Raw genomic sequence first — 13,923 nt, forward strand, 5'->3', positions numbered from 1 at the left:
TTTAGAGAGAAATAACTCAAAGTAGACCAAAATGAAATTTATAGTATCTAGCACCTATTTGTTAAAACAACTTCAAATTTTAGGGGGTGTTATCAATAACAGCAACACCCTACCGATTTTGGATAATTTTCTGTTCGACCTTAAAAAGAATAAGTTGATGGTATCGGCATCCGATTTGGAAACTACTATGAGTTCTGAGCTTAATGTAGATTCGGATAACGAAGGTGTTATTGCCGTTCCTGCACGCTTATTATTGGAGACTTTAAAAACCTTTCCGGAGCAACCGTTGACCTTTATGGTTACCGATAACAATACAGTGGAAATAAGCAGTAATCATGGTAAATATGCGCTAGCGTATGCAGATGGAGCAGAATTTCCAAAGGCAGTGGAACTAGCAAGCCCAAGCTCCACCACCATATTAGGCGATATATTGGCAACCGCTATTACAAAAACTATTTTCGCAGCAGGTAATGATGACCTAAGGCCTGTAATGAGTGGCGTTTTCTTTCAATTTTCACCTGAGAATCTAACCTTTGTAGCAACGGATGCACACAAATTGGTTAAATATAGACGCGAAGATGTCAGGGCATCCGAGGTAGCAGAGTTCATTATGCCAAAGAAACCGCTGACCCTATTAAAAGGGATTTTGGCAGGAAGCGAATCGGATGTTTTAATAGAGTACAATGAGAGTAATGCTAAATTTACGTTTGATGATACGGAGTTGATATGCCGACTAATTGATGGAAAATACCCAAATTACGAAGCGGTAATTCCGAAAGAAAATCCAAATAAACTTACGATAGCACGCAATCAATTTTTGAGCTCCGTACGCCGGGTTTCTATATTCTCCAACAAAACAACGCACCAAATACGATTAAAAATCGCTGGGGCGGAACTGAATATTTCAGCAGAGGATTTAGATTATTCAAACAAAGCGGAAGAACGTTTGACATGCGCTTACCAAGGTGATGATATGCAAATAGGGTTTAATTCGCGGTTTTTGACCGAAATGCTAAATAACCTTGGATGTGATGAAGTTTCCTTAGAAATGAGCCTACCCAACAGAGCTGGTATTCTTACGCCAATTGATGGTTTGGATGAAGGCGAAAGCGTAACCATGCTCGTAATGCCGGTAATGCTGAACGGATAAATGCAATACGAATATATAGAAAAAGGGAGCAAATTTTGCTCCCTTTTATTTTTCAAATTATCTACTCTTTTGATTAGAGACTATTGTCAAATAGAAATGAAAAAAGCAAGATTTTGAAGTTTTTTTAGGAGTTAACCGTAAAAACCTATTCCTTTCTGATTTACGAAGTTTCATACTGTGAACTAATTCCAAAACGATCAACGTTTTTAAACACAAGTGCTGAAATCGCTTCTTTCATTTTAAGATATAAACCGTATCGTTCCAAAATAACTAGGCGACTCCCCATTGCTAGCCCTAACAGCGTTTACAAGTGGTATTACTAATGACAGAATACCTGTCAATACCAAGAGAATTATACCCAATCCAAATAAAAGAATTGAAGGAATACCTATAATTACATATAATATTAGACTCAACTGAAAGTTAATAATAGACTTCCCATGCTCGTCCATACCTATAACAGTATCCTTCATGGTAAGCCATAGTGCCAAAGGCACCAATAGACCTCCTACCCCAGTAATATAATCTAAATATTGAGTTAAATGTGCGATGACCAATACATTTCGGTCTTCTCTAAGAACGTTACCTTGATTAATAATTTCCATTTTTCGATTGATTTAAAGATGAATACTACCTATATGACTCTAAAAAATGAAAAATGTTACAATAAGCAAGATTGAACCGCGCGTTTTATTTCTTACGTAGTTTATCTAGCTTGGCCTGGCTCTTAGCTATCCTGACATTCAATTTGCGGATTTTATCATCGATTTTTTCAATATCCACAGGAGCTAATTTTCCTTTCGCCTTTCCCTTTACCATCTTATCATTTAACTTGACGAGTTGGTTGTTGTACTTTTCAATATCCTTTTCTTTGGACTCGATTTCCTTTTTGAGTTTTTCTTCCTTCTCTTTTTTCTTAGCTGCCTTTTCTGTCTTTTTTGCTTTTTTCTTCTCCTTATTGGCTTTTTTTTCGGCGTCGTTGATCTTTTTCTTAACTGCCTTAAGCTCTTCCGCGCTTTCCATGACAACAGTTTTTACTGGTTCCACAGACTCAGATTCCTGTGCTTTGGTAGTAAACGTTATCGCTATTAAGAACAGTATTGTTATAGCATATCTTAAATTTTTCATGATTTTAATTTTATAGTTAACGGCGCGAATGTACTGTATTTTCCAATACGTACGACACCTTGTTATGTACGAGTAAAAAGGCCTACTAAGTTAATATTATTTACTTTTGTCACATGATTCAAGACGACACCATTATTGCCTTGGCAACTCCCTCGGGAGCAGGTGCCATTGCGGTTATACGAATATCAGGAGCTAAGGCTATTTACCTAGTTTCAGAACATTTTAAATCCATCACCAATAAGAAACTAAAAGAACAAAAAAGTCACACCATCCACCTAGGGCATATTATTGATGGGGAAATGCTTTTAGACGAAGTCCTCGTCTCTATCTTTAAAAATCCACGCTCCTATACGGGAGAAGATGTTATAGAAATCTCTTGTCACGGCTCTTCTTATATACAACAACAAATTATTCAGTTGTTTCTAAGAAAAGGTTGCCGAATGGCAGCAGCGGGCGAATTTACCATGCGTGCTTTTTTAAATGGAAAGATGGATTTGAGTCAGGCCGAAGCGGTGGCCGACCTAATCGCAAGTGATAGTGAAGCTGCGCACCAAATAGCGATGCAGCAGATGCGTGGAGGTTTTAGCTCTACAATTAACGACCTGAGGCAAGAGTTGCTAAATTTTGCTTCCTTGATAGAATTAGAACTAGATTTTTCAGGGGAAGATGTAGAGTTTGCGGATAGAACACAATTCAATCAACTATTACAAAAAATCACAAAAGTCTTGAAAGACCTCATAGATTCTTTCGCACTAGGCAACGTTATTAAAAATGGTATTCCTATTGCTATTGTGGGTGAACCCAACGTGGGAAAATCTACACTGCTCAATGCCATTTTAAATGAGGAAAGGGCTATTGTTAGCGATATTCCGGGGACCACACGAGACACCGTGGAGGATCAAATAGCCATAGGAGGTGTAAATTTCAGGTTTATCGATACAGCCGGACTACGAGATACTAGTGACAAAGTAGAGCAAATAGGCATTGCGAGGGCCTTTGAAAAAATAGCACAGGCACAGCTCGTTATTTATCTCTTCGAAGCTGCAAAGAACAAAGAGGCTGAAATCCGTACACTAAAGGAAAAGTATCGAGATAAGAATATTTTGTTGATTGCCAATAAAATTGACGAAGTAGATGAAGAACGTATAGCAGCACTACAAAATAACTATTCCCCACTACAATTGATCTCCGCAAAAACGGGACATGGCATCGAAGAACTAAAGCAGACCCTATTATCACTTTCTAGTGCAGGAAGCTTAGGTAAGAACGATACCATTGTTACCAATAACCGCCACTACGATGCCTTATTAAAAGCTCTCGAGTCAATTCAAAAAGTAAAAGAAGGTATGGATATGGAATTATCCAGCGACCTTATGGCCATAGATATCCGCGAAGCACTTTTCCATTTGGGCGAAATTACAGGAAGCGTTTCCACCGATGATTTATTGGGAAATATCTTTTCCAATTTCTGTATCGGGAAATAAGTATTTCATTTAGTTTGGTTAGCCAATAATCATTTGGATTTTAAAACTGCGTTTATTATTGTGCTATCAATAGCACGTACGCCATCTTGGCTCTCATCGTAGGTAATACGTATTACTGAAAACTCGTTTATAGCGGATAAAGAATCAATTTTAATTAATAAATTTTTTCTAATTGACTATGGAGATACTAATTAGTTCTGAGACTAATATTTTTGTTTTCATCGGGAACATGGTGCCGGATATAACCAAGAAATAAAGCGCACAATAGAAAAATCCAAAGTCCGTTGTAATAAAGTAACTTTGAGTTGAAATAAAATACCAAAATACATGTTCGACTTCTTCGTCAAAAAAAAGTTTCTAGTTGACTATCTAGATGGATTCACAGATATCCATAACCATATACTCCCAGGTATAGATGATGGAGCGAAAACAATTGATGAATCCATTCACTTAATTAAAGGAATGGGGGAATTCGGAGTTACCAATTTCATATGCACGCCTCACATAATGCAAAACTATTACCCAAACAATATGGAATCCATTCAAGGTGCGTTGGTTACGGTAGAAAACGCATTAAAAATCAACGGATTATCACATGTTCGAATACAAGCAGCAGCGGAGCACATGATAGACTCAGGTTTTGAGGCGTTAATAGAATGCAAAGGATTTATGCCAATATCTGAACAGTATGTGTTAGTGGAAATGAGCTATTTACAGGCCTCTTTAAATTTTGAAGAATCCATTCAAAAACTACACGACAAAGGGTTATATCCAATATTCGCTCACCCAGAAAGGTATGCGTATTTGAATCATGATAGAAATGATTATGCCCGTATGAAAGACCTTGGTCTATTATTTCAACTCAATCTATTATCACTTAGCGGTTATTATGGAAAGGATGTTCATAAAAAGGCAATAGCGCTTTTGGAAAATAATCTAGTCGATTTCGTGGGGTCTGACATCCATAATCAAAACCACTTAAAACACCTTAAAAGTATCCAAATCAGTTCTAAAGTATTAGACAAAGTAATTCCTATAATTGCACGTACTAATTATAATTTCGGTTAGAACTTCCACCATTTTTTAGTAGTTTTCCCATAACCATAACCATATTGTCCGCCATAACCAAGATTATCCAAGCTAACGCCATTCACCACAAAAGACACCCCGTTGAGCTTACCTTCTTCGTGCAAATCGATAGGAAACTGAATAGCACTTTTATCCGTGACTCCGGCTCTGGTTACATAAATGATATGATTCGAAAACTTTGTTAGTAGCAAGGTATCACTCACCACCATTAATGGTGCCGTATCCATAATCACATAATCGTAGTCTGCAGCTACCTCTTCAATTAACGCCCCCATTCGTTTGTTCATTAAAAGTTCCCCAGGGTTTGGTGGAATTTTACCAGAGTAGATAACATCTATAGTGTTGTTGTAAACCAACATAGGTTTTATAACATCCTTTACGCTTAATGTATCGTTGATTAAATAATCGGTTAATCCAGCATCTTTGTTGCGTTCGGGTGATTTAAGTTTATCTACCGAATCGCCGCTAAAAAAACTATATAACTTAGGGTTTCGAATATCAGCTCCTACTAGCAATACTTTTTTATTAGTACTTGCCAATATCATGGATAGGTTGGTGGACACAAAGGTTTTTCCTTCTCCTGGAACACTAGACGTGACCAGAACTACATTGTTCTTATACTTGTCCTTATCGTTTTTGGTGCTGATCAGAAAATCAAGATTGGTTCGCAAAATACGAAGGGCTTCTGCCAGAACAGAGCGATCATCATTCACAATGATTTTACTATCCTTTTTAGATAAGAAAGGTAACTCTCCAAGAACGGGCAAATCCTTGGTTATTTCTTCCAAACTATGTTTGTTATGAATTTTTGTATCTAATAAATCCTTAGCGTATAGCACGGAAAAAGGTACCAAAAGCCCTAAAATTAACGAGGCTAAATACGTAATAGCTTTTTTTGGTTTTACCGGAGTTGGACTTGCCAAATAGGCTTTGTCGATAACGTTAGATCTTGGTGCTGCGGAGGCAAAAGAAATTTGCGATTCCTCGCGCTTTTGTAGGAGGTACAAATACAAGGACTCTGTCGTTTCCTGTTTTCTAGTGATGTCCCGTAATTCCTTTTGATTTTTTGGCGCCGAATATATGGTTCCTTGAATACGACCTAGCTGATTCTGAAGTGTGCTGACGTTCATCCCAACATTAGTTTCCAAGGCGTTTAAACTAGAAGTCATCGTGCTCTTAAGGCCTTGTAACTGTTGGTCTAGGTTTACAATGATTGGATTCTGTTCATCAGCACTTTGCAACAAGCGCTTTCGCTCTGCTACTAATTGGTTGTACTGAGCCGTTGCCTGACTAATAGCGCCACTACCCACATCCAAAACGGGCATTTCTTCATAACCTACTTCTCCGTTCATATATTCTTTTAAACCGGTCACCATTTGCAGTTGATTTCTGGCATTGTCTAAATTCTGTCGGCTTGCAGCACTCACTTGTACAGCGGCACCTACTTCAAGGCCACTGCCGGTCATCCCCTTTTCGGTGAGCATTTCCTGGGCATCTTGGTCAACGTCACTAAGAGTACCTGCAATCATTTGAATACGATTGTCTATAAAATCAGACGTTGTATTCGCGATACGACGCTTATCATCTACCGCGTTTCTATTATAAATTTCAATTAGTTTATCAATAATATCCTTTGCTTTTTTTGGAGTGGTGCTATTCATGGTTATATCGATAATATTCGAGCCGTCTTCACTTGCGGTAATGAAAACACTAAGCTTATAGCTCCCTGCCACTCGCTCAACTGGATTAATACTTACCTGATAGCGCCTCCCTACATTTGCCTTTGGGTTTTTAATATTCGGAGTAATGATAATATCGCCTATGTTAGAAGATACCGCGTCTCCAAAAGTGTATTCTTTGGCTGGAAGATTTTCTGCTTCCGTAAAACTAAAGCGAGTTTCCGAAGTAAACTCTATAAAAAAATTGAAAGTGGTTCTAGCGATAATGGAATCTGAAGCCATAAAATTCAACTTTACCGGTGGAGCTCCATAAATCTCCGAATCGATAATACTTCCCAAGGCCATATAACTGATGTTGGTCTTTAGCTCGTTGACCACATCAATAAAATTAGCTCTAGATCCCAATATTTGAATTTCATCCTCCACCAGTTTGGAACTACCAGAAAAAACATCCAACTCTTTAAACATACTTAATTCATTGGTGGAGTTTTGGTCCTGGACAACCTGTATTTGGGATGTTACTTCATATTCTGGTATGGTATAACGTATATAAATAAAAGCCAACACTAGTGCCGCTATTGCAGCAAGCACAAACCATTTCCAGTGTTTGGTATAGGTTTGAATCAATATTTTGATATTATTTTTGTTATCCGCAATGCTCATTTAAATTAGCTTTAAAAATAAAAATTATCTAGTTAACAGAAATACTGTGGACGTAATCAGCAAGGAAGCAATAGAAACGGCAATGCTTGCCCTATTATCCAATGCAGATGAAGTTACCGCTGATTTGTTAGGTTCGACGTACACTACATCGTTCTGTGTCAAATAATACACAGGTGAATTTAATGCAGCTTTTCTTGTTAAATCGATGCGTTGAGAAATCTTGGTGCCATTAAAATCCCGAATAATCAACACATTATTTCGCTCACCCCTTATATCCAAATCACCTGCAAGACCTAGTGCTTCCAAAACAGTTATTTGTTCTCCGTTTACTTGATAAGTTCCTGGTCTTGACACTTGTCCTAAAACAGTAACTGTAAAATTTCGTAATCGAATGTTGATAATGGGGTCTTTCAAATAAATTTTTAATTTATCCGTCAATAATTCTTTAGTCTCGGTAGCGGTTAATCCTAAAATATTTACTTCCCCCAACACCGGAAAATCGATGTTTCCTTCCTTATTAACGATATAATCTAGTTGTTGAGCTTGTCCACCAAATCCTCCGCCTTGAATTTGAGGCGCCGTTAATAGGTTAAAAGGAATACTGGCTTCCGAATCTAGGGTAGACACATTAATACTCAATAAATCGTCAACCTTAAATTTATATGCATAGGAGTTGTCGCTTATGATAGTTTCATAATTTTGTGTATCCTGAAAATAAACAATATCTTTCTTAGAAGCGCAAGAAAATACGAATAAACTAACAATACAAACTACAGTAAGGTGCCGAAAGGCTGTACTTTTTTTGAACATGGTTCGGGTGATTTAATTCAATAACAGATTATTGAAAGGTTAATTAAGGTTGAACTATTTTTAATTTTTGCTGGCTATCATTGGTATTTTTAATCTTGTCCAACTCACAAAAATCTGAGTTTTTAGACACATACTCTGGTACTATTTGCTTCATTAACTTGACCGTATTTCCATTAAAAAACATATTGGTAATACACAATTCATCTATTTTAGATCGCGTCTTGGCATAGTCCAATTCCCGGACCTTACTTATCTTAATCTTCTTATGGTAGGTAGGCATGGTATTTTCGCCATTCGCGCTAATAACTCTTCATACAACTTCTCCCCTGGTCGTAATCCTGTAATCTTAATATCAATATCCTCAGGATAACGAAGTCCGGACAAACGAATCATGTTTTTGGCCAAATCATATATTTTAACCGATTCACCCATATCAAAAATGAATATCTCACCACCTTCTCCCATAGCTCCTGCTTCCAGCACCAGTTGCGATGCTTCTGGTATGGTCATAAAATAGCGGGTAATATCCTTATGAGTTAAGGTTAATGGTCCACCATTCTCTATTTGCTTTCTAAACAATGGAATTACCGAACCGTTTGATCCTAGCACATTCCCAAATCTTGTAGTAATAAACTTTGTTTTTTGCTCCTTCTGCATACATCCAATGTACATTTCTGCAATTCGCTTGCTGGCCCCCATGACATTAGTGGGATTCACCGCTTTGTCCGTTGATACAAATACAAACTTTTCTACCCCGTGCACTACAGATAAATCTGCAACAGTCTTGGTACCTCCTATGTTAATTTTTATCGCTTCGTACGAATTATATTCCATTAAAGGAACGTGCTTGTAGGCAGCAGCATGAAATACAATATCAGGACTGTACTCCTCAAAAATTCTATTTAATCTGTTTTTATCTCGTATATCCCCTACAATAGGAATAAAATTATGAAACCCATTTTGTTTCAGTTCCTGTTGTAAGTCGTACAAAGCAGACTCTGCTTGGTCTATTACTATTAAAGATTTATAAGAGTAAGAACATATTTGACGCACAATTTCACTCCCAATAGAACCAGCTCCACCAGTAACTAAAATACTTTTATTCAATAGTTCCAAAGCTATTTTGCTGTTCTTAATCTTTATAGGGGCCCTATCCAACAAATCTTCAATTTGTACTTGTTTAATTTGGGCAGCATTTAATTCCCCGTTTATCCAATCTTCTATGGGAGGTACAATTTTAACGGTCACAGGGAACCCTGCAAGACCTTCAACAGTAGCTCGCAACTTCTTAGCATCGATGTTCTGTATAGAAAATATTACCTCTTTGATATTATTTTTTGATAAAAAATCGGCATTTAATATCTGTTTAGTAAAAACCGGGACACCATTGATACGTTTACCGACCTTCTTTTGATCTCGATCTATAAAGCCGATAACCTTTACGTTTCCTTTGGAATGATTGGTTAAGGCGCCATAGGTAAGTATTCCTGAATCTCCCGCGCCATAAATCAATACATTTTTAGAAGATATTAAATCCCCACTTATTTGTTCATATAATGATTTAAAGACGTAGCGTGAGGAGGTTAAGATAATAAACGCAATCAAACTGTTTACTATGATGATGGAAATAGGAATCGTAAACTGCGGTAAAAATCCAAACTGTCGATTAGCGATGACAATAAAAATGACCATGATGCTCGACAAACATATTGCATTGAATATATTATAAACATCACGAACACCGGTATGTCTTACCACACCTTTATAAGACCCTACTATCAAAAAGGATATTAAGGCAGCTCCAATGACCAAGGGCAATTGCAGCATCAATTTGTCGACCTCAAAATTAAGTGTTAGGTTAAACCTAATGAGATAGGACAAAATAAAAGAAAAAGCAACGGTTATAAGGTCTATGAACAACACCAGCCATTTAGAGGCGTAACGCTGTGCATGGCTGGTTACAAATTTTTGTATCATGATTGGGTTCTTTTGATAATTTCTACAATGCGTTGCAAGTCAGCTTCTGTTAAATTAGAACCGCTTGGCAAACATAGACCACGATGAAACAAATCTAGTGAAGTTCCATCTAAAAAACTCAATTCCTGCTCAAAAATAGGTTGCAGATGTAGCGGTTTCCATAATGGTCTTGATTCTATATCTTCGGCTAATAATGCCAATCGTATTTCTTCGCGATGTTCGAATGATGATGTAAGCAAACAGCTTAACCATCTATTGGAGCTATAGCCCTCTGGCTCCGCTAGGAATTCGAAGTTCGGTATATCGTTTAGTTGGTTCACATAGTAGTCATAGTTTCTTCTTCGTGCAGCAACCCTGTCGGCCAGAACTTCCATTTGACCGCGACCGATACCCGCCAGTACATTACTCATTCGATAATTGTATCCAATGTGTGAATGTTGATAATGGGGAGCCTCATCCCTTGCCTGTGTCGCGAGAAAGATAGCTTTGTCCGTGTACCCTCTATTTTTGGAGATCAATGCTCCGCCCCCTGAGGTAGTAATTATTTTATTCCCGTTAAAAGACAAGATACCAATATCTCCAAACGTACCACATGCACTACCGCGAAATGAACTTCCTAAGGCCTCCGCACTATCTTCTAGGACCGGGATATCATATTCATTCGCAATCCTATGAATCGCTTCAACATTATAAGGCATCCCATATAAATGTACGGCCAAAATCGCTTTTGGTTTTTTATACTTCGCTATACGGTCTTCTATTGCGTTACGTAATAAAGCCGGGGACATGTTCCATGTAGTTCGTTCACTATCTATAAAAATAGGTTTAGCACCTAAATAGGTAATGGGATTAGCTGAAGCTGAAAAGGTAAAACTTTGACAAAGTACTTCATCACCAGGTGAAACGCCCAATATATTAAGTCCTAAATGTATGGCGGCGGTTCCGGAACTAAGCACTGCAGCGTGAACACCATTGCCCAACTCTTCCCGTATGGCCGCTTCAAAGGCATTTACGTGAGGACCCAAAGGAGCGATCCAGTTGGTCGCAAAAGCTTCGGCAACATACTTTTCTTCGTTTCCACCCATATGAGGGGAAGAAAGCCAGATTTTTGTAGGTAAGGTCAATGTTTTCAATATTTTAAGTTTAGGTTAGGGTAACTTGGGAACGAAATTAAGTATAGTTTCAAATAAAATAGTATTTTCTTACGTAATTTCGTTTAATACTCGAATATCATCGGTTAATGGATAACTTTTTTTTAATAAACCCTAAAACAATGCTATATAACCCTATACATGGGTCTTACGGCCAAAACATATTATTATTTACTACCTTATTTTATAATCTTTGCTAAACTTTTAGAACGTCTATGCGTCCAAACCGATCAAACAAAACACGTAGTATAATTCTGAACATACCATATACTACAGTGGCTCACATAAAACTTAAATGATTAAGAAATATATAAGAATTTCAATTTAAATACATTAAGAGAACTACATGCAAAAAATAACAAAAGTCTGTTGTATTGGAGCAGGTTATGTTGGAGGTCCCACCATGTCCGTTATCGCTAACAAATGTCCGCATATAAAAGTCACGGTAGTTGATATCAATCAAGACCGTATAAACCAGTGGAATACTGAAGACTTGGATGAATTGCCTATCTATGAGCCGGGACTTAAGGAAATTGTTGGACAAAGCAGAGGTAAAAACCTGTTTTTTTCAACGGAAGTAGATAAAGCCATAGACGAAGCACAGATGATTTTCATCTCTGTGAATACGCCTACCAAAACCTATGGTAAAGGCAAAGGGCAAGCTGCGGACCTTAAATTCGTGGAGCTCTGTGCGCGGAATATTGCCAAGGTTTCCAAAACAGATAAGATAGTGGTCGAAAAGTCCACCCTTCCCGTACGTACTGGACAGGCGATTCAGAATATCCTAGACAACACGGGTGACGGGGTACACTTTGAAATTCTTTCGAATCCTGAGTTTTTGGCCGAAGGTACCGCCATAAAGGACCTCGTCCATGCAGATCGCGTACTTATTGGTGGAAACGACACACCTACAGGGCAGGCCGCCAAGGACGCCCTTAGTGCTATTTATGAAAACTGGCTGCCAAAGGAACGTATCTTACAAACCAACATTTGGTCCTCGGAGCTGTCCAAACTAGTTGCGAATGCCTTTTTGGCACAACGGGTATCCTCTATAAATTCCATTTCGGCGCTATGTGAAAAAACGGATGCCAATATAGAGGAAATATCAAAAGCCATAGGCTTTGATAGTCGCATAGGACCAAAATTTCTGAATGCATCCGTTGGTTTTGGAGGCTCCTGCTTTCAAAAGGATATTTTAAATTTGGTCTATATTGCCCGTAGTTTTGGACTACAAGAAGTGGCAGATTATTGGGAACAGGTTATTATCATGAATGACTACCAAAAAAGTCGCTTTGCAGAACAAATCATCAGCACCTTATACAATACCATTTCTGGAAAAAAAATAATCATTTATGGCTGGGCCTTTAAAAAAGACACTAATGATACACGCGAATCTGCTGCCATACATGTAGCAGATGCCTTAATGGAAGAACATGCCGAAGTTATCGTATTTGACCCTAAAGTTTCTAAGGAACGTATCTATCAAGATTTAGATAGTTTAAACACAAGGAGTCCCGAAGAAAATCGACGTCTGCTTAGCGTAACCAACACTCCTATTAAAAGTACCGAAGATGCGCATGCTGTGGCAATTCTTACCGAATGGGATGTCTTTACCAGTTACGATTGGGAACAAATTTATGATAACATGCTTAAACCAGCCTTTGTGTTTGACGGCAGACGTTTATTAAACAGAGAGCTAATGAAAGTGATTGGTTTTAATTATTATAGCATTGGACAATCATGAAAATCCTAGTAACCGGGTCTGCAGGGTTTATTGGTTTTTACGTGGCAAAAATACTGGTATCCAAAGGGCACACTATCGTTGGCTTAGACAACATCAATGACTACTATGATGTGAATCTAAAATATGCTCGACTTAAGGAGTTGGGAGTTATGCGAGAAGATGCGGAAATTATGGGCCACCGCGCCTTGAGCAAAACCCATGAACAATTCTCCTTTGTCCGCATGGCATTGGAAGACCGCGAAAACTTGCCTAAACTATTTGAAGAGCAAAATTTTGATGTCGTCTGTAATCTTGCAGCACAGGCTGGCGTGCGGTACAGTTTGGAAAATCCAGAAGCCTACATTGATAGTAATGTAGTTGGGTTTCTGAATATTTTAGAATGTTGCCGCCACCATCACATAAAACATCTGGTCTATGCGAGTAGTTCCAGCGTATATGGCTTAAACGAAAAAATTCCTTTCGAGACCACAGATTCGGTAGATAATCCGGTGAGCCTTTATGCCGCTACAAAAAAAAGTAATGAGCTGATGGCACATGCCTACAGTCATTTATACGGATTTAAGACTACAGGGTTGCGTTTCTTTACCGTATACGGCCCTTGGGGAAGACCGGATATGGCCATGTTTCTCTTTACGGATGCTATAATTAAGGGCAAGCCGATTGAAGTATTCAACCAAGGAAAGCTAGAGCGGGACTTTACCTATATCGATGATATTGCGGAAGGTGTGGTACGGATTTTGGAAACTCCCTTGAACAATACATTGGATAAAACAGCACCTTATAAAGTCTACAATATTGGCAATAGTAAATCTGTGAAGCTACTGGATTTTATAGCCTCAATTGAAGAAAGTTTGGGTTTAACGGCGGTGAAGAAAATGATGGCCATGCAACCAGGGGATGTAGAACGAACTTGGGCTAATGTAGATGATTTAATCGCTGATTATGATTATCGACCGAATACGCCAATAAAATTAGGAGTACAACGTTTTGTAGATTGGTATAAGGACTTTTATGAGATTTAAAAAAAAGAATACTCTAGAAATGACCA

General features: G+C 38.1%; 11 protein-coding genes and 1 pseudogene. 5 read left to right on the top strand and 7 right to left on the bottom strand.

Going from position 1 to position 13,923, the window contains the following annotated elements; all coding sequences use genetic code 11:
- Positions 1–31: 31 nt before the first annotated feature.
- Positions 32–1,150 carry a DNA polymerase III subunit beta gene (dnaN, locus tag MS6x_RS02090; protein WP_482605125.1) on the top strand — a complete coding sequence of 373 codons (1,119 nt, stop codon included), beginning with the start codon at positions 32–34 and terminating at the stop codon, positions 1,148–1,150.
- A gap of 239 nt (positions 1,151–1,389) precedes the next feature.
- On the opposite strand, the gene MS6x_RS02095 is transcribed toward dnaN, so the two are convergent.
- Positions 1,390–1,755, bottom strand: coding sequence for a DUF4870 domain-containing protein (locus MS6x_RS02095; protein ID WP_482605126.1), 366 nt, complete (start codon positions 1,753–1,755; stop codon positions 1,390–1,392).
- Positions 1,756–1,840: 85 nt separating this feature from the next.
- Positions 1,841–2,278: a hypothetical protein gene (locus MS6x_RS02100; protein WP_482605127.1), complete on the bottom strand. Its 438-nt coding sequence runs from the start codon at positions 2,276–2,278 to the stop codon at positions 1,841–1,843.
- Between the two features lie 113 nt (positions 2,279–2,391).
- Here MS6x_RS02100 and mnmE point away from each other — a divergent pair, with 113 nt between their 5' ends.
- Positions 2,392–3,762: a tRNA uridine-5-carboxymethylaminomethyl(34) synthesis GTPase MnmE gene (gene mnmE / locus MS6x_RS02105; protein ID WP_482605128.1), complete on the top strand. Its 1,371-nt coding sequence runs from the start codon at positions 2,392–2,394 to the stop codon at positions 3,760–3,762.
- Positions 3,763–4,089: 327 nt separating this feature from the next.
- Positions 4,090–4,830 (top strand): tyrosine-protein phosphatase, encoded by a 741-nt coding sequence (locus tag MS6x_RS02110; protein ID WP_482605129.1) that lies wholly within the window; start codon positions 4,090–4,092, stop codon positions 4,828–4,830.
- On the opposite strand, the gene MS6x_RS02115 is transcribed toward MS6x_RS02110, so the two are convergent.
- The 5 genes and pseudogenes from MS6x_RS02115 to MS6x_RS02135 all read right to left on the bottom strand — a co-directional run bounded on the left by MS6x_RS02115 (position 4,827) and on the right by MS6x_RS02135 (position 11,065).
- A complete protein-coding gene (locus MS6x_RS02115; RefSeq protein ID WP_482605130.1) occupies positions 4,827–7,193 on the bottom strand; it encodes a GumC family protein in 2,367 nt (788 codons plus the stop codon). The two genes, MS6x_RS02110 and MS6x_RS02115, sit on opposite strands and share 4 nt — an antisense overlap.
- Positions 7,194–7,217: 24 nt before the next feature.
- Complete coding sequence (locus MS6x_RS02120; protein WP_482605131.1) at positions 7,218–8,003, bottom strand: polysaccharide biosynthesis/export family protein; 786 nt, start codon at positions 8,001–8,003, stop codon at positions 7,218–7,220.
- A gap of 43 nt (positions 8,004–8,046) precedes the next feature.
- Positions 8,047–8,283, bottom strand: coding sequence for a hypothetical protein (locus tag MS6x_RS02125; RefSeq protein ID WP_482607199.1), 237 nt, complete (start codon positions 8,281–8,283; stop codon positions 8,047–8,049).
- 12 nt (positions 8,284–8,295) lie between these two features.
- Positions 8,296–9,980: pseudogene (locus tag MS6x_RS02130) on the bottom strand (polysaccharide biosynthesis protein); the annotation flags it as partial.
- The gene (locus tag MS6x_RS02135) at positions 9,977–11,065 is read right to left on the bottom strand and encodes a DegT/DnrJ/EryC1/StrS family aminotransferase (RefSeq protein WP_482607127.1); all 1,089 of its coding nucleotides are present in this window, start codon (positions 11,063–11,065) and stop codon (positions 9,977–9,979) included. The gene MS6x_RS02135 and the pseudogene MS6x_RS02130, both read right to left, overlap by 4 nt.
- Positions 11,066–11,477: 412 nt before the next feature.
- On the opposite strand from MS6x_RS02135, the gene MS6x_RS02140 reads away from it, so the two are divergent.
- On the top strand, positions 11,478–12,875 hold the full coding sequence (locus MS6x_RS02140; protein WP_482605132.1) for a nucleotide sugar dehydrogenase: 1,398 nt from the start codon (positions 11,478–11,480) through the stop codon (positions 12,873–12,875).
- A complete protein-coding gene (locus MS6x_RS02145; RefSeq protein ID WP_482605133.1) occupies positions 12,872–13,897 on the top strand; it encodes an NAD-dependent epimerase in 1,026 nt (341 codons plus the stop codon). The genes MS6x_RS02140 and MS6x_RS02145 overlap by 4 nt, the downstream gene beginning before the upstream one ends.
- Positions 13,898–13,923 lie beyond the last annotated feature (26 nt).

The organism is Maribacter sp. MS6, from assembly GCF_056839185.1.